Genomic DNA, 19963 nt, shown 5'->3' with positions numbered 1-19963 from the left:
ACAGCCCTTACCGGTACGGAAACCTGAGTGAACATCTTCGCCCCTCTCATACGCCGCCCTGTGGGCACGTCGCTGCTGGCGCTGGGCCTGTTGCTCGCCGGTGTCTTTGCCTATCGCCTGCTCGGCGTGGCGGCGCTGCCGTCGCTGGAATTCCCCGGCGTGTACATCGTGGCGCAGATGCCGGGCGCCAGCGCGCAGACCATGGCCTCCACCGTGCTGGCTCCGCTGGAGCGGCATATCGGGCGCATTCCGGGCATCGATGACATGTATGGCAATGCCTCCGAAGGCACGGCCTCGATCCAGGTGCGCTTTACCTTCGACCGTACCGCCGACAAGGCGGCGCGCGACGTGCAGGCGGCGATCAATGCGGCGCAGGCCGACCTGCCGGTGATGCCCAGCCCGCCGCAGTATTTCAAGTTCGATACCTCGCAGATTCCGATCCTGCTGGTCTCGCTCACTTCTACCGGACTGCCGCAGGACAAGCTGTACGACCTCACCGATACCTTGCTCAAGCCGGCCGTGGCACAGATTCCCGGCGTGGCCCAGGTGCAGGTGTTCGGCGGCACGCCGCACGCGGTGCGCGTGGAACTGGACATCAACGCGCTGGCCGCCAAAGGCCTCACGGCCAACGATGTGAGCAACGCGCTGATTGCCGCCAACGTGACCTCGCCGCAGGGCGTGCTCACCGACGGCCGCACGCAGATGACGGTGACCGCCAACGACGGCATGCGCGAGGCCAAGGATTTCGCCAACGTGCTGATCGCCACGCGCAACGGCGCGCCGGTGCGCCTGTCGGACGTGGCCAAGGTGAGCAGCGGCCAGCAGGACATCTACCAAGGCGCCTGGTTCAACGACCAGAGCACGGTCGCCATGCAGATCAGCAAGCGCCCGGAGGCGAACGCGGTGGAGACGGTGGAGGAAATCCGCCGCCGCCTGCCCGAGTTCAGCGCCTGGATGCCCGCGGACGTGAAGATCACGCCGATCTTCGACCTCACCCAGACCACCAAGTCGGCTCTGCACGAGGTACAGGTGGCACTGCTCATCAGTATCGTGATGGTGGTGCTGGTGATGCTGGTGTTCCTGCGCCGCATGCGGCCCACCCTGATCGCCTCGCTGAGCGTGCCGCTGTCGCTGGCCGGCGCCTTCGTGGTGATGCTGGCGCTGGGCTATACGTTGAACACGCTGTCACTGGTGGCGCTGGTGCTGTGCATCGGCTTCGTGGTGGACGACGCCATCGTGGTGATCGAGAACATCGTGCGCCATATGGAGCAGGGCGAGACGCCGTTGCAGGCCTCGTTGATCGGTGTGCGCGAGATCGGCTTTACGGTGGTCTCCATCACGTTGTCGCTGGTGGCGGTGTTCGCGCCGCTGTTGTTCGGCAACAACATGTTGATCATGTTGCTGCGCGAGTTCTCGGTGACGTTGGCGGCGGCGGTGGTGATCTCGGCACTGATTTCGCTCACCCTCACACCGGCCTTGTGCGGCTATTTCCTCAAGCACGAGGCGCCCGGTGAGCGCACGCCTGGCCGCATCGAACAGGCGCTGGAGCGCTTCGACCACTGGCTGCATCGCGTCTATGAGCGCTCGCTGGACTGGGCCATGCGCCATCGCCGCATCATGCGCTGGCAGCCATTGGTGCTGCTGTTTGCCACGTTTGCGCTGGGCGCGGCGGTGGTGGCCACGGCGGGTGGCAACTTCATGCCGGAGGAGGACATCGGCATGATCCAGGGCGATATCCGCGCGGACGTGAACATCTCGCCCACGCGCATGGCCGAGCAGGCGCAGAAAGCCGCCGAGATCATGCGCAAAGACCCGGCGGTGCTCGATGTGCTCACCACGCTGGGCGGCAACGACGGCACCGGCGCGGTGGGCAATGCCGGCAGCATGTTCGTGGACCTCAAGCCCAAGGGCAGCGGCCCCAACGATCGCCATGAGAGCGCCAAGGCGGTAATGGACCGGCTTTCCAAGCAGTACGACCAGCTTTCAGGCGTGCGCGTCACCCTGAGCCTGGTGCAGTTCCTTGGTGGCGGCGGCAGCGGCGACAAGGGCGGCCAGTACGAATTCCAGCTGATCAGCAGCAGCGGCGAGAACCTGCAGCCGTGGACGCTGAAGATGGTGCAGCAGATGCGCAAGATGAAGGATCTGCGCGATGTAGGCAGCAACTTCGACCTGGTCGGCAAGCAGCAGATGCTCAAGGTGGATCGCGAGGCGGCCAGCCGCCTGCAGATCACCATGGGCCAGGTGGATACCGCGCTGTTCAACTCGTTCGGCCAGCGCCAGGTATCGGTGATCTATTCGGACATCAACCAGTACTGGGTGGTGCTCACCTCCAGCGCCGCCACCTCGCTGAGCCCCGAGTCGCTGCTCAACGTGCGCGTGCGCAGTGGCGGCGGGCAGATGATTCCGCTATCGGCCATCGCGCATATCGAGCCGAACATGAGCCCGATGCGCGTGCGCCACCACAACCAGCTCGAAGCCTCCACCATCAACTACAACCTGGCCAAGGACGTAAGCCAGGACGTGGGCGTGAAGCTGGTGGAGAACGCAGCCATCGCGGTGGGTCTGCCGGCCGGCGTGCGGGTGGAGTTCACCGGCCAGAACCAGCGCCTGCAGCAGGCCAAGAGCAATGGCATGGTGCTGCTGATCGGCGCCATCGTGGCGATGTATATCGTGCTGGGCATTCTCTACGAGAGCCTGGGCCATCCCCTGACCATTCTCTCCACCTTGCCGGCGGCGGGCGCGGGTGCCTTCCTCGCGATGCTGGCGACACAGACCCAGCTCACCCTGATGGCGATCATCGCGATTTTGATGCTCATCGGTATCGTGAAAAAGAACGCCATCCTGATGGTGGACTTCGCCCTGGTCGCCCAGCGCGAGCGCGGGCTCTCGCCGCCGGACGCGATCCGCGAGGCCGCCCTGGTGCGCTTTCGCCCCATCACCATGACCACCCTGGTGGCGATGGGCGCGGCACTGCCGCTGGCGATCGGCTTTGGCGTGGGCTCGGAAATGCGCCAGCCGCTGGGCGTGGCGATTGTCGGCGGCTTGCTGGTATCGCAGTTGCTGACACTGCTGAGTACGCCAGCGATCTACCTGTGGAACTACGATCGCAAGCTGCGCAAGGCAGCACGCAAGGCCAAGCGCGAAGCCAAGCGGGCACTGAAGGCGCAAACCGCCGCAGGTTGATGGATGGATGCCCTCTCCCTGCGGGGAGGGGGACCACGCGCAACGCCGATACACCCCGCACGCGCTAGCAAGGACAGGACACGTCGTCCGCGCCTGTACGGGCGCGAGTGACTGAGACGACTTTGCGCTGCCTTACGGCCTAGATGGATGCCCGCAGCGCGCTCACCGGCAGCGCGGGATACTCAATCGTTGGCACTGGTGCACGCCGCGTAGCGGCGCCCTTCGGCCTGCACTACCTCGTGACCATCCAGGCTCACGCTGGCGGTGTAGTGCTCGGGTGAGTCGAAATCCACCCGCCCGGTGCCCACCGGATGGGACGAACCGCCACAACGCAATGACCAGGCCAGCGCCGTGCTGCTGCGATGCGCGTCGCTGCGCTCGCAGGTGGTCGGCGCGGGAAGGTTGGCGAATGCTGACCAAGGGTCGGGGCTTTCGTCCACGCAATGCCATTGCACCAGGGCCGGCCCGGGGTGGCCGTGATCGAGCTTGTGCGTGACGATCTTCCACAGGCCTGGCATGGCTTGGAAATCGCCTGGGTCGGCATGGCTGGGTTCGCCGATCACCGCAGCCGCCAGCAGCACCAGCACGGCGATGACGCGCGCCACCGCCTGGGTGCGGGGAGCTTCGGCAGCTTGGCGGAAAGGGTTCACGGGACAAGGGCTCCAACGGGTCGGGCAACAGCCCCGCCTGCACCGGCAGGCGGGGCACGGCCGGCATTGGATCAGTCTTGTGTTTCAGCTGTAGCGACGTTCGCGTGGCCGATGCGATCGAAGTCGAACATGTTCATCAGGTTGCCGATGGCGGGAGCATTCAACGGCACATACGGGTTGTTGGGCAGCGCCACCGGGTTGGGCAGGTTGTCGCGACTGCGGTGCGAGATGGTTTCGCGCAGGCCCCAGTTGGCTTCCACGAACTTGTCGAAGGACACGTGATCGTAATAGGTGTGCACCACGCGGCCGCCCTCGGAGTAGCGGGAGATCACCAGCAGCGGAATGCGCGTGCCGTCGCCGAAGAAATCGATCGGCTGCACATAGCCCGAGTCGTAGTAACCGCCGCCTTCGTCGAAGGTCACCATGATCACGGTGTCGGCCCACACCTTGGGGTTGGCCTTGGCCATGTCCACGATCTTCTTTACGTAGCCTTCGAACAGGTCCAGCTTGGACGAGGCCGGGTGACCGTCCAGGATGCCGTCCGGCTTGGCGATGGCCACCGCCGGCAGCGTGCCGTTCTGGATATCGTTGTACAGGTCGTTCAGATCCTGGTTGTTGGCGCGCAGGGCGGGGTTGGTCATCACCTGCGTGGAGTACAGGAAGGGATCGCAGATGTTGCAGAAGGTGCCGGCTTCGCCGTTCTCCTTGCCGCCGCCCCAGCCTTCGCCGTAGTACTTCCAGCTCACGCCGTGACGCGTCAGCAGCAGCGCCAGGTTGTCCTGCTGGCTCGGCGGAATGGTGAACTGCTTGGCGCCCAACGGTGCGGGGGTGCCATCGCCGAGGTAGCCCGGGTTGTAGTTGTTCACCAGGTAATAGGCGCCCTTGCGGCAATCCGTGCCGTGGAACGTGCGATAGGGCAGCGACTTCAGATAGCCCTTGACCGCAGCCACGCCCGGCTGGCTGTCATCGGCACAGTTCACGTAGGAGCCGCCACTGTAGCCATCCTGCACGTACCAGTTGTTGGTGCCGGGCTGGGCATCGGGGTTTTCGATCTGATTGGCCGGGGGTACGGCCGGCTCGCCGTTGGCGTCGGCGTAATAGATCAGGTCGCCGTAGCCAAGCATGATGTGATTGGCGCCGGTGCCGCCCATCACCGACTGGTGGAAGTTGTCGCTGAGCGTGTACGTGCGCGCCAGTTCCTCGAAGTAGGGTGCATCGCCCTTGGCCATGTTGAGAAACTGCATGGCGGTGGAACCTTCATGCGTGCTCTGCTCGTTGAAGCCGGCCGGCTGAGTCGCGCCGTTGGTGCCCGCGCCCACCGAGGTTTCCACCCAGGGGAACAAGTCGTTGCGACAACCGCTGGGATTCTTGGCGGTGGCGGCATGGACGTCGCAATCGAGCTGCTGCCACATCTGGAAGAAGCGATGCACCGGGCTATTGGCGTAGTCGTCGTAGCTCAGCGAGGCATGCATATCCACCGGCGCATTCGGCAACTGGGCCGGGAAGCGCGAGTCGAGCACGTCGTTGGGCAGGCCGGTGCCACCGTTGGCCAGCTCACTGTATGACGCGGTGGGCAAGCCCGGTTCCACGGCCTGCGCCTGTGCGGCGGAGGCAAACGGTGCCTGCGTGGGCGCGCCACCGGTATTCATGGACGGCAGCTGCGCGTAAGCGGACGTATGCGTCGGTGCCACGGTGAATGTGCCGGTGTTGCTGGCCTGCCATTGGCGCGCGGCCGCCACGTTCGGCCCCGGCGTACCGTCGGCATTGACGATGCCTTCGGAGAGCAGGTTATGCACGCTCTGGCCTTGCGGCGGCGTGTAAGTCGCATAGACGTGATCGAAGGTACGGTTTTCGCCAATCAGCAAAATCACATGCTTGATCGGCGTGGCGGTGCGACCGCTGCGGTCCTCGCCCTCACCGGGCATGTGCAGGGTGGTGACACCGCCCGGCAGCCCGGCACGCTGGCTCACGCCCGCTGCCGGTACTTTGTCGCGGAACGGCATGTCCTGATCGGACGGGTTGCTGCTTTGTGCACTCACTACACCCGCCAGGCCAGCGGCCAGCGTGCCGATGACCAAGGGCAAAAATCGCTTGCGGACAGACGTCATGACTTGGATCTCCTGCAGTTCCCCTTAGGGCTGCGCGAGTGGTCCCCCTGATATGGCCCGCAGCAAAGCGCAACGGAGTGCAGGCCGGCGGCGAGTCTGGTCCGCCCGGATGACGGCACCTTGGCAGTCGTGCGACAGCGCGCGGGGCGCACGTGACAGTGGTGCTACGACGCAAAAGCCTGCGTCGCGGCGGTGACGTGCAATGCGCGGCGCCAGGCGAAACTCCGCGCAACGGATACGCTGACAAGCAGCCCATCACGCAAGAACTATCGTGCCGCGAGTGTTCTTTCGATGTGCGGCGATGGCGCCAAACCACACATCGCTAGGCGCGGTCGCCGCTCAGGAGACACCCCACATGCGGTACAGCCAGAACGCCTCTTCGCGGCGCATGCCCGCATAAAGCGCTTGTGGCGAGTAACCGGTCATGCGTCGCATGACGCGCGATAGATGCGACTGATCCGCGTACCCGGCCTCAGCCGCCACCTCCGCCAGGTTGACCGATGCCTGCATCGCCCCGGCTTGGAGCGCTTCGAAGAAGGCGTGTTCCGCCCGGCCGAACCCGCGCAATTCGCGCAACGGCAACCCGGCCCATTGCTTGATGCGCCGCTCCAGCTGCCGCAGGCTGCTTCCCATGGTGGAAGCGGCGGCGCGCTGCGCCAGATAGGCCGCCCAATCCGCTTGCCGGTGCGCGGCGAATGGCAGCGCAGGCCGGCAAGCACGCCAACGCGGTTCGAGAAAATTCTCCAGCAAGGTGACCCGTTGTGCATCATCGCTGGACTGCTGCACGGCTTCGCACATGGCCAACCAATCCGGCGGCAAGACACTCGCCGCATCCACCAGGCGATCGGTAATCGCCGCCGGCTCCAGGCCGGTCAGCAGGTGCAGCGCATCGGGCAGGAACAACGCCATCATCCCGTGGACCGGGCCCGGGGACCATGTCGATGTGGGACTCATCTGCGGGCCGCTCAGCACCCAACGGCCGGGGGCTGGTGTTCGCTTGCCGTCCGGCCAGGGCATCACGCCGGGTCGCTCCGGCACCAGCAACTCGCTGCTGCCTTCGAACCACCAGCTCAAGGTGCATAACGGCGTGGCGGGAAATCGGTTGATGCGTTGCGTGTCGTCGAGCGAATAGCCCAGCGTGGAGCGCACCAACACGCTGCGCATGCAGGCTATCAATGATGCACGCGGCAGCCAGAACTGGCCGGAAGGGAGCAAGCCGCCGGGCTCGGTAGAGGGAAGAGGTATGAGTGTTGCCATGCCCGGAAGTTTAGAGCACCGCGCCGATGTCGCATTCGTTCAAGACGCCGCGCTAAGCGCGCGACAGCATCACGCCATGGACAACTCCGCCAGACATCTCCCCACCACGCCTAGCACCTCGCCCACCGCCAGCCCACCGGGGCCGCCCCGGCGTTGGTGGGGGCTGCCGCAGATACGCCGTATGCGCGCCGATTACATTGGCTACCTGATTGCTCTGCAACGTCAACATGGCGACCTCACGCGTATGCACCTGCTCAACTGGGAGACCTGGGATCTGATGTCGCCCCGGCTGGCGCGCGAAGCGCTGGTAACCCATGCGGACAAGCTGCTGCGCTGGGAGCACGGCATCGATGTGTTCCGCCAGATCTTCGGCGAAAGCGTACTGGTGAGCGAAGGAGACACCTGGCAGCGCCAGCGACGGATGTTGATGCCTGCATTCACGCCCAAGCGCGTGGCCGGCTACGCCACGCTGATGGTCGAGGCGGCCGGCGTGGCGCTGGACAACGCGGTGCCATCCGGACAAGCGCAAGGCGAGGTCTGCATGGATGACCTTTGGACGGATGCGACCATGGATGTGATCCTGCGCACACTTTTCAGCGCATCGGCGCAACGGGACGCGCGAGACGCCGCGGCGGCCACCCAGGTGATCTCGGCCACCGCGTTCCGTGAGATGTTTGTGCCTTTCACACTGCCCGACTGGCTCCCGCTATCGGGGAAGGCCGCCAAGCGGCGTGCCTTGCGCACGCTGCGTCGCTTGATCCAGCGCCATATCGATGCGCGCACCCGCGGTGAGGCGGGCACCACCGAACGCCAAGACTTGCTGCACATGCTGCTGGCGTTGCGCGATGAGGAAACCGGCGAGTCGTTGTCCTCGCAGGAGATCTTTGACCAGTGCATGGTGACCTTTCAGGCTGGCCATGAGACGTCGGCCACCGCGTTGCTGTGGTGGAGCCTTTTGCTGGCCACACACCCGCAAGCCGCGCGCCGCGCGCAGGCGGAAGTGGACGACGTACTGGGTTCGGCCACGCCGGGCGCACCCGATATGGAGCGCTTGCCCTGGCTGGTCGCCACACTGAAGGAAGCGTTGCGCCTGTACCCGCCGGTATCGGCGTTGATGAACCGGCGCGTCGTGTCACCGTTCACGCTGGATGGCCACGTCGTTCCATCCGGGGCAGTGCTGCGCATATCGCCATGGGTGCTGCATCACGATGAGCGATGGTTCCCGCAGGCCACGCAGTTTCAGCCCGAGCGCTTTCTCGAAGACGCGCCGTCGCCGCCGAAGGGCGCCTGGATGCCGTTCGGCACTGGGCCGCGTGTATGCATCGGGCAGCACTTTGCGATGCTGGAGATGACTTTGCTCGCGGCGATGCTGTTGCAGCGCTATACCTTGGATCTCCCTGATGCCTCGCCAGCGGCGTATCAGCCGCGCATGCATGTCACGCTCAGGCCGCAGCAGCCAGTACGACTGGTGCTGCGGCGGCGCGCCTAGGGTCGGTGCGGCCCCGGCGCATCACCATGCAACGGATTCAAGGCGCCCATGGCATGCCTTGCGTCTTGCGGATCATCATGCGGGCAGCAGTTCGTACGGCCGCATCATCTCGTTGTCCTCGTGCTCCAGCAGATGGCAATGCCATACGTAGCGACCCGGTTCGCCATCGAAGCGCGCGATGATGCGCGTAACCATGCCCGGATCAGCGCGCACGGTGTCCTTCCAGCCCATTTCCTCCGCCGCTGGCGGCAGCGCCGGGCCGGTGTACTTGAGCGTGCGGCTGGCATTCCATGCGAACAAGTCGAAGGGGCGACGATCGAGCACCTGGAAGCGCACCAGGTGCAGATGCACGGGGTGCACGTCGCCGGTGAGGTTGACGAAGCTCCAGATCTCGGTGCTGCCTTGGCGCGGGCGCTCGGTGATCGGCGCGGACCAGTGCTGGCCACCGAGCATCATCATCATCGGTCGACCGCCGCTATCGTCCTGCTCCCCCAGGGTGAGCACGCGCTCATGCACCGCGCTGGCGGGCTCGATGCGCGCGATGGAACGCAGCGTTGCGGGCACCCGGGATGCATCGCGGCGACCGCGATCGCGCACGCGAAACGCCAGGATCGCATCGCCTTGCTGGCGCAGACTCACTTGCTGGCCGTCCAGGCCGGAAAAATCCACCACCACATCGGCGCGCTCGCCGGGGTAGAGCTCCACCTGCGTGCGCGGCAGCGGCGCGGCAAGCAGCCCCTGGTCACTGGCGATCTGCACCAGGGGATGACCATGGGACAACGACAGATGGAAGAAGCGCGCGTTGGCTGCGTTGACCAGGCGCAGCCGATAGCGACGCGGCTCCACCTCCAGGTAGGGATACAACTTGCCGTTGCACAGGATGGCGTTGCCGTTGCACTCCGACACCCATGGCGCCTGGGGATCATCGGACACCGGGTAGTACAGCGCGCCGCTTTGCGCGATGAGGCGATCGCAGAGCACCAACGGCAGGTCGTACGCCCCCGTGGGCAAGCCCAGCGACGCTTCGGCCGGATCGCGCACGATGTAGGTGCCGTACAACCCGGCGTAGATGTTGAGGCGGGTGATACCCATCGCGTGGTCGTGGTACCACAGCGTGGCGGCATCCTGTCCGTTGGGATAGTGATAGGTCGCCGCATGTCCGGGCGCCAGCCAATCCTCCGGATAGCCGTCGCTCGCCGCCGGCGCGCGCGCGCCATGCACATGGGCCACGGTGCGCACCTCGGGTTTGTCGCGCTCGGCCCCGTGGATGCCATGGTCGATGGGTAGAAAGTGCTGTGCAGGCAGCGCATTGACCCACTCCACCAGCAGCGGCTCGCCGCGCGTGGCTTCCAGCGTGGGGCCTGGGGAGCATCCCTCGTAACCCCACTGCGCCGTGGGTGGCAGATCACGGTGCACACGTGCACTGAAGGCGCGCATGCGCAAGCGGTAGTACGGCAGCGTGCGCCCCGGATAAGCCGCATGCGTGCGCTCGCCTGCCGCGCGCGCCAGCGGCGGAATGGGCAGCGGATCGACGAAGCGGGTCAACGATACCGGGTTGAGCAGCGGTACCGACGGCGCGGCGAGCTGGGGCATGGCCATGCGCGCCATGTCATGCGCCCGTACACGCGGCGCCAGCGCAAAGAGCCCCAGCTCGGCGGCGGCCAGCGCACCGTAGGCGTTGGCCAGACCACGCAGGAACTGCCGGCGCGACGGCTTCATGGGCGCACCCGGCGGTGCGCGCGGTGATCGTCCACGGAACGGTTGCGTGTCATCCAACCACCCTAGGCAGGCTGGATGACAGAACCATGGCAGCGCCGGATGCGCCGCTGAGCACAAAAGAAAACGCTGCCGACTCTCGTCGGCAGCGTTTCCCGGTCTTGCGACCCGCGACGTGCTTAGAACTGCACGCGCACGCCGGCGTTCACGCTGTAGCTGGAACGGTCACGGCCGGTTTCCGAGCTGAGGCCACCGTAGAGGTAGGCCTGCTTGCTCAGGCGCATGGTGCCGCTGGCATCGAGCTTCACCAGGGCGCGCCCCATCGACGGGGCGTTCAAGGTGTAATTCTCGCCAGCCAGGGTCGCGTCCAGCGTCGGCTTGAGCGTGTCGCCCATATCGGCACCGGCAGCCACGCCCACGCGATAGGTCACGTCCGCCGCCAGCGCATCCTGGATCGCCGAGCCGAACTTCACGCCGGCCAGCACGCGCGTGCCGTTGGCGCGGTAGCTGCCCAACTGGAGCTGGGTCACGGCGTCGCCGTTCTCGGCGAAGCCATCGCGGCTCACGCGCTGCCAGATGGCCTGCGCATACGGCTCGAAGCGACCGCCGGCCAACGCGAGCGGGAAGCGCGCGGTGAGGCTTGCGGCCATGCTGTGGCCATTGGCGTCGCCGTACAGGCTGCCGCTGGCCAGCGGGTCGGGACGATGGCTGTTCCAATCGTCCTTGGACCACGTGGCCGAACCGTCGAGCAAGGCGGGGCCAGCCTTCACTTCGCTGTACACCATCAGCGCATTGCCGCGCACGGTCGCCGAGTCCGCCGCATCCACCAGGTTGGCTTCGGTATGCGCCAGACCCACGCCCCACACGATGGCATCGCTGCGGTAGGCGTCCAGGCCCACGCTCATGCGGCTCTGCTGCGAGCGGAAGCCCTGGGCATCCGCGTCTGTCACGGTGCGGTAGCCGCCCTGCGACAGGGTCGCCCATGCGCGGTTGGCGTGCGTGCCATCACCCACCTGCGATTCGGCCAGGTGATCGCCGATGTCCCCCGCCAGGCCCAGGCTCGCTTCGCGGGCCATCGCGGCCTGCTGCGCATGCACCTCGCCGGAAAGGTTGCTCATCAGCGCGGCCAGCTGACCCGACTTGGCGCCCGACAGCCCGTACAGCAGCACCTGCTGTGCGGCCGAAGCGCTGGCGCTGTCCATCGCACTGCCCATGCGATCCACCGCGGCAGCGGTACGCAGGGCATTGCCGTCGACCTGGCCGGTCAGCAGCGAGGCGTAGGAAGCCGGGGTTACGTACAGGTTCACCTGGTTGCCGTTGAGCACGAACATGCGCAAGCGCGTGTTCGGCGCCAGACCCGCCGTCGGCTGCTGCAGACCGGTGAACTGGCCCTGCACGCCACCCTGTGCGCTTACCACCACGAACTGGTCGCCCACCACCGGCGTGAAGGTGTTGGAGGCATTGCCCGTGATGCCGCGCAGCACCGGCACCAGGGTGCCGCCCGCGGTAAAGCTGCTGTTGGCGCCGACCAGCAGCAGGCGCGAGTAGTTGCCTGCGCCCGTACCGGTGCCGTAGCCGTCGATGTCGATCTGCAGCGAGCTACCCGCGTTCATCACCACCGGGCCACTCACCGTCAGCGTGCCCGGCGAGTTACCCGGCGCCAAGGTGCCGTTGACGGTGATGGCGCCATTGACCTGTCCCACACCGCGCAACACGCCCTGCTGGTACACCTGCACCTGGCTGTTGAGCGTGCCATTGGCGCGCAGAATGCCCTCCGCGACGCAGGTGCCTGCATTGAGCGTGGCTGCACCGGTCAGGTTGAGCGTGCCCTTGCCATCCTTGGTAAAGCAACCGGTGGTCTTGCTGCCCTGGATCGAACCACTCAGTACCGTCGTGGTGCCGGCCGCTATGTTCATACCGGCGGTGCCACTGAGCAGCAGCGGCTGGTTGAGGGTGAGGTTGGCCATGGTCTGCAACGTGGCGCTGTTGAGCGCCAGCGTACCGGTGCCCAGCGCGGAGCCACTGTTGATCTGCACGGCGCCACCGTTGATTACCGAGCCACCGCTGTAGGTGTTGTTGCCGGTCAGCACCAGCGTGCCGGTGCCGTTCTTGATAAGGGCGCCGGTACCGCCGATATTCCCCTGCGCCGCTAGCGTTACACCGGCCTGCGTGGTCAGCGAGCCGTTGCCGGCGCCGATGGTCATCGCACGCTGCGTGCTCATCGACTGCGTCGCCGTGAGGTCGCCGCCGTTGAAGGTCACCGCACCCGACGCATCACCCAGGTTGCCGTCGCGGCTGATCTGCACGCTGCCGCCGTTGAGCGTGGTACCACCGGCGTAGCTGTTGTCACCCGAGAGCACCAGGGTGCCCGCGCCGTTCTTCACCAGGCCGCCGGTGCCGCCGATATCGCCCTGCGCCGCCAGCGTTACGCCGGCCTGCGTGGTCAGCGAGCCGTTGCCGGCGCCGATGGTCATCGCACGCTGCGTGCTCATCGACTGCGTCGCCGTGAGGTCGCCGCCGTTGAAGGTCACCGCACCCGATGCATCACCCAGGTTGCTGTCGCGGCTGATCTGCAGGCTGCCGCCGTTGAGGTGGGTGCCGCCCGAGTAGGTGTTGTCACCAGAGAACACTTCCGTACCGCTGGCGACGGTTACGCCACCGGTGCCCTGGATGCTGCCGCCGAAATCGCCGGCGGCGGCCGTGAGGGTGAGGCCTTGCGAACCCAGTGCCACGACACCGCCGCCCGAGAGCGTGGTAATCGCCACGTTGCCGCTCGCCTGGCTGATGTCGAACAGGCCGTTGTCCACCACGCCAGCCGACGATGCGATGGAGCCCGCGCCTGCCAGCGCGAGGGTGGAGCCGCTGTCGATGGTGGTGGTGCCGGTGTACGTGTTGGCACCGGTGAGGGTGAGCGAGCCGCCCTGGCCGCTGTTGGTCACCGTGAGCGCGCCAGGTGTGCCGCTCTGTGCGTCGCTGACCACACCGCCGATCACCAGGTCGTGGCCGGCTTCGTCGACCGTGCCGCCATGGCCGCTGACGGTGAAGTTCTGGCTCAACGTCGCCGAGCGGTCACCCGTCAGCACGCCGCCGTCGAATACGCCCAGGGCCGAGCCCAGAGTGGTGACGGTCACCGGCACGTTGATCACGGTGGAGGAAGGGCCGCCCGCGTTGGTCGTCTGCGACGGCGTGGCGAGCACTTCGAAGTAGGCATTGTCGGGCACGCAGCTGGAGGCCGAACCGGTCAGCGCCAGGCAGTTGCCGGCGAACACACCCAGCTCGACGCCGTTGTTGGAGCCCGCAAGGTTGTTGGACAACGCGGTGAAGGTGATGGTGTAGGTCGTGCCGGCCACCAGGCTCACGCCCTGGTAGATGCCGTCGAAGCTGCCGACCGCGCCGTCGTACCAGGCGCCTGCGGTGCCCTGGTTCACGTTGGTGGTGCTGGAAGCGTGACCGGAGCCCGGCGCTACCCAGCGGCCGGCGGCCGTTGGCGTGCTGCCGCTCTGGTACACGATGCCCCAGCCGGCCGGCGCCTGCAGGCCGCTCTGCTGACTGAAGGTGCCACCCTGGGTGAAGGTGGGGTCGACGAACAGGTTGGTGCTGCTGCCTGCCGCCGTGAGGATCACGTTGCCGAAGGTCCAGTAGGCCGGATCCTGGCGGAAAGCGAACAGCACGTAATTGGCACCATCGCTGGTGGCCGTGTAGGACACCGAGTAAGTCTGGAACTGGTTCGCCACGTTGCTGGCGCTATTGGCGGCGGTACCGTTGTTGATATCCAGCAGCGCGCCCGCCGGCAGCGACAAGCCGCCTGCCGTCGCGTGGCTGGCGTGGCTGAAGCCCAGGCCAGCGGCAAGCATCAGCATCGACAGCATCGTGCGGCGCAGCGGCGTGGCGTCACGCGTCTCCCGCGACTTGCCACCGACGTTGCGACGGCTCAGCTCCGAGGCCACTACCGGCTGGCCAAGGGCGGGACTCCAGATCACTCGAAAAATCCTGTTCATACGACGCTATTCATTCCTGGCGCAAACAAAGTGCACGGCATTCGCGGGAACGCCGTGGTCGGGTCGGGATGAGGGTTTTCGGTCGTGGCCGTCGATGGCCAAGAAGCCGGCTAGCCTGGGAACAGGCACCGGAACCGCAAGAAATCGCTCCTCCACGTCGACGTTGTCGGCAGCGTATAACGTTCCTTTAGCAAAAAATGCACATTACATACACGACGCGGATCACACTCAGGAGCGCATGACGGCGACGCTTCGCAGGCATGCTGATGCAAGGCGCGGAAGGGGACGAACGAGAAACACCCAGGGGTACAACGCCCGCCATGGCCTCGTCAAAGCCCATGGCGGGGAGCGCAGCGGGGAGATTCAGTCTACCGAGGCGGGTACGCCCTGACCGGTGGTGGGGGCTTGCTGGCCGGCGCCAGCAGCACCTTCGGCTACCACTTCAATCGGCTTGGCCAGCATATGCGCGCGTCGCCAGCCGCCCCACTTGTAATACCCCATCGCCATCAGCATCGAGGCGAGCGAGCCCAGCGGGAAGCTCCACCAGATCGAGTCCGCGCCCAGCGTGGGCGCCAATGCCAGTGCGAACGGCGGACGAATCAACCACATCGAGATGAACAGGATCACCAGCGGCGGCAGCACCGCGCCGGTGGAGCGCACCACGCCGAACATCACGAAGGTGACGCCGAAGAACATGAACGACCACACCGCAATGCCATTGAGGTGCTGCGCCAGTGCCAGCGCTTCGCCGTCGTTGGGCAGGAACAGGTTGAGCGCGGCGTGGTTGAACAGGTAGATCAAGGCGATCAGCGCCCCGCTGAGCAGAAAGTTGTACAGCACGCCCACCTTGGCGATCGTGCTAACGCGATCCCACAGGCGCGCGCCCACGTTCTGCGCCGCCATGGAGGACACCGCCGCGCCGATGGCCATTGCCGGCATCTGCACGTAGGTCCACAACTGGGTGGCCGCGCCGTAGGCAGCGGTGGTCTTGGAGCCGTAGCCGTTGACCATGTGGATCATGATCATCGCGGAGGTGGAGATCACGATCATCTGCAGGCCCATCGGCAGGCCCTTGAACACCAGCGAGCGCAGGATGTCCGGATCGGGCTTGAGGAAGGACCATTCGCTGCGGGTGAGGCGCAGGAAGTGCTTGCGCGCATACAGCGTCCACAACAGCGCGATCAACGCCACGCTTTGCGCGATCAAGGTGGAGGTGGCCGAGCCCGCGATACCCATGCGCGGGAACGGACCCACGCCAAAGATCAGCAGCGGATTGAGTGCGATATCCAACACCACCGATAGCGCCATGAAGGTGAATGGCGTGCGCGAGTCACCCGCGCCGCGCAAGGTCATCATCAGGAAGTTGTAGAAGTACATCGACGGCACGGCGATGAAGATGATGCGCAGGTACGGCACCGCGAAGGCTTGCGCATCGACCGGCGTGCCCAGCGCGCGCAACATCCACGGCGTGCCGAAGTAACCGCCGATCGCCACCAGCACCGATACCGACACGAAGAAGGTGACGCCGGTGCCGACCACGCGCTTGGCCTCCAGCATGTTGCGCGCGCCCAGGCTCTGGCCGATGAGGATGGTGCAGGCCATGCTCAGCCCGAATACCGCGCCCAGCAGCAGAAACAGGATGAGATTGGCATTGCTTACCGCGGTGAGCGCGGCCTCGCCCAGATAGTGGCCGATCCACATGGCGTTGACCGAGCCATTGAGCGACTGCAGCACGGTGCTGCCCAGGATCGGCAGCGCAAACATCAGCAGCGTGCGCGCGATCGGACCTTCGGTGAGCAAGGGTTGCCGGGAGGCAATGGAGGACATCGGAGCGATTCCGGAAAAGGGGAGGAGGGTGAAGGTCAGCCGACGAGTTCGTGTTCCTGCCAGGCCTGGTCGGCCAGCCGGTGCAGGTGCGTGCGTACGTCGATGGGCCAGCGCTGGATCAGTTCGCCGAAGCGATCGCGCTCCTGACGCCAGAACGCACGAGCGGCTTCTTCGTAACCAGGCAGGTCCCCGGCCATGGTGAGCATGAAGCGATCGAGCGCCTCGCCTGCGAGGCGCGCGCGATCGCGTCCCACGCTTTCGCGACGCGCTTCCTCCACCAACCGCCGCAGCGTGGCCGAGGCCCCGCCCGGCTGCGCCGCCAACCACTCCCAGTGGCGCGGCAGCAGGGTCACTTCGCGCGGCACCACGCCCAGCTTGGGACGACCAGGCCCGCGCGCGGGCGCCTGTTCGCACGGCGTGTAGTCCGCCAGCCGTGCCAGCACCTCATCAAGCGTACCGCGCAGATCCAGGTCGAGCGTGCGCCCGCTGAGATCGTCAAAGATCAGCACCGGCGCCGCGGCGTCATCGAGCAGGGCCTTGCGGGCCGCCAACGCCACCTCGGCCAGGCTGCCAGAGGCGAGCTGGCGATGGCCCAGGAAGGCGGTGCAGGTCGGACGATCCTTGCGCTGCATAGTGCGGCCCGGCTGTCGGTGTTTTCTCATATTACCCGGGCAAAAAAACGGCATCAACGCCTTTGCACGGACGCGGTAAAGTGGGCCATCCCTCCGTTCCGCCACCATGCCCATGGTCATCCATCCTCCTCACCGTCCACTGCGGCTGATGCTGTTCACCCTGCGCGGGTCCATCGTGCCGGTGATCTGGAAGCGGGTGCTGGGGATGATGCTGCTGGCGGTGCTGGTGGTGCTGCTGGAAGAGCGGCTGCCCCATACCGGCATCGAACTGGGCGCGGGGCCGTTGACCCTGATGGGCCTGACTCTGGCGATCTTCCTTGGCTTTCGCAACAGCGTGGCTTACGACCGCTGGTGGGAGGCGCGCAAACTGTGGGGCGAATTGCTGATTGTGCTGCGCAACCTGGCACGCCAGACACTCACCTTGCCGGACGGATTGCCCCGCGAAGAACAACGCCTGCGCGTGCACCGGCTGATCGCCTATGCCCACGCCCTGCGTCACCTGTTGCGCGGTTCGCCGGCGCAGGAGGACCTCGCCCACTGGTTGCCGCCGGCTGAAGTGGCGGCGCTGATGCAGGCACGCAATCCGGCCAACGCGCTACTGGGCACGATTGGCGAGAGCTATGCCCAACTGCGCCGCGAGGGACGGCTGGACGCGATGCTGCTCGCCAGCATCGAGGAGCAACTGAGCCGCATGTCCTACGTGCTGGGTGGCTGCGAGCGCATCCAGGGCACACCCATCCCGTTTGCCTACATCCTGCTGCTGCATCGCACGGTCTACATCTACTGCCTGCTGCTGCCGTTCTGCCTGGTCGGCAGCGTGGGCTGGGTGACGCCGCTGGTGGTGGGCGTGCTGTCCTACACCTTCTTCGGCCTGGACGCGTTGGGCGACCAGATCGAAAACCCCTTCGACCGCCTGCCCAATGATCTCGCCTTGGATGCCCTGTGCCGCACCATCGAGATCAGCCTGGGCGAACTACTCGGCGATACGCCGCTGCCCGAGCCACTGCAGCCGGTGGACGGCGTCCTGATGTAGCGCCCCGCTTCGGTCGGCGGCGTCCTGGCCGACGTGGCTTGCCAAATCTTCGCCGTTTTTGCGCGCGCCGTTTACGCCGGCGCGCCAATGCTGTGTCCTGTCCGAAGCAAGCACGGGGATGCAAGCGCCGCCCGCGCAACGGTGTGTTGCATGGATTCGACCTATTTCTAGTACCGGCCGGTCCACTAACTTACTAAACTATGCGGTGCACAAAACCCTCCCCAAACTAGAACGAGTTTTCCCATGCGTTCCCTATTGATTCGTAGTGTCCTGGCGACCGCCCTGCTGGGCGTGTCCGCTGTCGCCGCCGCCGATACCCGTATCGAGCTGGAAGGCGGTCGCAGCTATTCCGACGGCTACTGGACCAACACCGGCTTCGTGGAGGCGGTGTTCGGCGAGCACCCCGTCGGCAGCACCCGCTTCACCTGGGCGCCCGACGCCTCCGTCGGCTTCATCAACGGCCGCAACGTTACGCGCTACGGCCGGGCGGTGTCCGACGACGTCTGGCTACTGGCTGGCGGCGCCCGCATTCGCTACGGCAGCGACAACGACTGGTACCACCACCTGTTCTGGACCACGCAGGTCGCCGCCCAGGGTGGCCGTACACTGGCATTGAGCAGCGGCGGTGAATTCGTCAATTCGGTCGGCTGGCAGGGTGACCACTGGAGTTTCCAGGTGCGCCACGTGTCCAACGCGGGCATCAAGGGCTCCAACCGTGGCGAGACCATGGCCCTGGTAGGATTGGCTTTTAACCTCTAAACCGGTGGTACTCACCGAAACGACAACGGCCCCACGTGGGGCCGTTGTCGTTTCAGGCGCCTGTGCGGCCGCGACTCAATGATCCGCGGCCGGACCACCCTTGGCGCTGAACGGGGGACGCGCCAGCCACACCACCACGATCAGGCCGAGAAACACCCAACCCAGCAAGTGGAATACCTCGTTGAAGGAGATTTGATAGCCCTGCTGGGTAATCATCTGCTCCAGCATCGCATTGCCTGCCTGACCGCTGACGCCCGCCGCCTGCAGCGTGCTCTGCGCCGAGCTGTCGTACGCCGTGATGTGCTCGCTCAGATGCGCGTGATGCACGATGGCGCGGTGATCCCAAAGGAACGTGGTGAGCGAGGCGGAGAAGCTCGCGCCCAATGTACGCAGGAATGTCGCCAGGCCGCCGCCCGAGGCGATCTCGTTCGGTTGCAGGTCCGACAGCAGGATGGTGGTCACCGGCATGAAGAACAGCGCCACGCCCAGACCCTGGAACAACTGCACGCCGGCCACATGCCAGAAATCCACCTGCAGGAAGAAGTGCGAGCGCAGGAAACATGTGGCGCCCATCACCAGGAACGCGCACGAGGCCAGCAGACGCATGTCGGTGCGACCGGCGTACTTGCCCACGATAAAGGTGAGCATCACCGGCAGAATGCCCAGTGGCGCTGCCGCGAAGCCCGCCCAGGTGGAGGTATAGCCCATGTTCCGCTGCAGCCACTGCGGCACCAGCAGGCCGATGGCGAAGAACGCCGCATAAGCCAACACCAGCGCAATCGTACCCACGCGGAAGTTGTGGTGACGCAGCAGGCGCAGGTTGACGATGGGTTCGTCGTCGGTGAGTTCCCAGATCAGGAATACCGCCAGCGCCACCGCCGACACGATGCTGGTGATTACGATGAACGAGGAATTGAACCAATCCTCGTCGTTGCCCTTGTCGAGCACGATCTGCAGCGCGCCCACGCCGACGATCAGCGTGATGAGGCCTACGTAATCCACCTTGGGCCGAGAGATGGTATCCACGCGCAGCTTCATCTGGTTGCCGACCACCATGCTGGCGAAGATGCCGATGGGCACGTTGATGAAGAAGATCCACGGCCACGAATAGTTGTCGGTGATCAAGCCGCCCAGGATCGGGCCGGCAATCGGCGCCACCACCGTCACCATTGCCAACAGCGCCAGCGCCATGCCGCGCTTGGCGGGTGGATAGATGGAGATCAGCAGACTCTGCGTGACCGGATACATCGGCCCGGCTACCGCGCCCTGGATGGCACGGAACAGGATCAGCATCGGCATGCTCTGCGCGAT

12 protein-coding genes are annotated in these 19963 nt (G+C 65.8%); 4 read left to right on the top strand and 8 right to left on the bottom strand.

Annotated features, from left to right (window positions below; genetic code table 11):
- Positions 1–27: 27 nt before the first annotated feature.
- Positions 28–3183 carry an efflux RND transporter permease subunit gene (locus JHD67_RS11825; RefSeq protein ID WP_199099386.1) on the top strand — a complete coding sequence of 1052 codons (3156 nt, stop codon included), beginning with the start codon at positions 28–30 and terminating at the stop codon, positions 3181–3183.
- 182 nt (positions 3184–3365) lie between these two features.
- On the opposite strand, the gene JHD67_RS11820 is transcribed toward JHD67_RS11825, so the two are convergent.
- The 3 genes from JHD67_RS11820 to JHD67_RS11810 form a co-directional block, all read right to left on the bottom strand.
- The gene (locus tag JHD67_RS11820; RefSeq protein WP_199099385.1) at positions 3366–3833 is read right to left on the bottom strand and encodes a hypothetical protein; all 468 of its coding nucleotides are present in this window, start codon (positions 3831–3833) and stop codon (positions 3366–3368) included.
- Between the two features lie 71 nt (positions 3834–3904).
- A complete protein-coding gene (locus tag JHD67_RS11815; RefSeq protein ID WP_199099384.1) occupies positions 3905–5941 on the bottom strand; it encodes an alkaline phosphatase family protein in 2037 nt (678 codons plus the stop codon).
- A gap of 339 nt (positions 5942–6280) precedes the next feature.
- Positions 6281–7105, bottom strand: a complete 825-nt coding sequence (locus tag JHD67_RS11810; RefSeq protein ID WP_199099383.1) for a helix-turn-helix domain-containing protein — start codon at positions 7103–7105, stop codon at positions 6281–6283.
- Between JHD67_RS11810 and JHD67_RS11805 the strand changes: the two genes are divergently transcribed.
- The gene (locus JHD67_RS11805; RefSeq protein WP_199099382.1) at positions 7080–8687 is read left to right on the top strand and encodes a cytochrome P450; all 1608 of its coding nucleotides are present in this window, start codon (positions 7080–7082) and stop codon (positions 8685–8687) included. The genes JHD67_RS11810 and JHD67_RS11805 overlap by 26 nt on opposite strands.
- A 75-nt stretch (positions 8688–8762) precedes the next feature.
- Here JHD67_RS11805 and JHD67_RS11800 read toward each other — a convergent pair whose 3' ends face one another.
- From JHD67_RS11800 to JHD67_RS11785, 4 genes are all read right to left on the bottom strand, one after another.
- Complete coding sequence (locus JHD67_RS11800) at positions 8763–10406, bottom strand: multicopper oxidase domain-containing protein (RefSeq protein WP_199099381.1); 1644 nt, start codon at positions 10404–10406, stop codon at positions 8763–8765.
- Positions 10407–10582: 176 nt separating this feature from the next.
- Positions 10583–14401, bottom strand: coding sequence for an autotransporter domain-containing protein (locus tag JHD67_RS11795; protein ID WP_199099380.1), 3819 nt, complete (start codon positions 14399–14401; stop codon positions 10583–10585).
- A 363-nt stretch (positions 14402–14764) separates the two neighbouring features.
- Positions 14765–16228 (bottom strand): MATE family efflux transporter, encoded by a 1464-nt coding sequence (locus JHD67_RS11790; protein WP_199099379.1) that lies wholly within the window; start codon positions 16226–16228, stop codon positions 14765–14767.
- Between the two features lie 35 nt (positions 16229–16263).
- Positions 16264–16860, bottom strand: a complete 597-nt coding sequence (locus JHD67_RS11785; RefSeq protein WP_199099378.1) for a DUF2239 family protein — start codon at positions 16858–16860, stop codon at positions 16264–16266.
- Between the two features lie 106 nt (positions 16861–16966).
- On the opposite strand from JHD67_RS11785, the gene JHD67_RS11780 reads away from it, so the two are divergent.
- The gene (locus JHD67_RS11780; RefSeq protein WP_233171833.1) at positions 16967–17893 is read left to right on the top strand and encodes a bestrophin family ion channel; all 927 of its coding nucleotides are present in this window, start codon (positions 16967–16969) and stop codon (positions 17891–17893) included.
- A 243-nt stretch (positions 17894–18136) separates the two neighbouring features.
- Entirely contained in the window at positions 18137–18652 is a 516-nt protein-coding gene (locus tag JHD67_RS11775) for a lipid A 3-O-deacylase (RefSeq protein WP_199099377.1), read from the top strand.
- A gap of 75 nt (positions 18653–18727) precedes the next feature.
- Here the strand turns inward: JHD67_RS11775 and JHD67_RS11770 are convergent.
- On the bottom strand, positions 18728–19963 hold a 1236-nt coding region (locus tag JHD67_RS11770; protein WP_199099376.1), incomplete at its 5' end, for a DHA2 family efflux MFS transporter permease subunit.

Source organism: Dyella sp. ASV21 (genome assembly GCF_016428975.1).
Classification (GTDB): domain Bacteria; phylum Pseudomonadota; class Gammaproteobacteria; order Xanthomonadales; family Rhodanobacteraceae; genus Dyella.
This window is presented reverse-complemented; position numbering and strand designations above follow the sequence as displayed.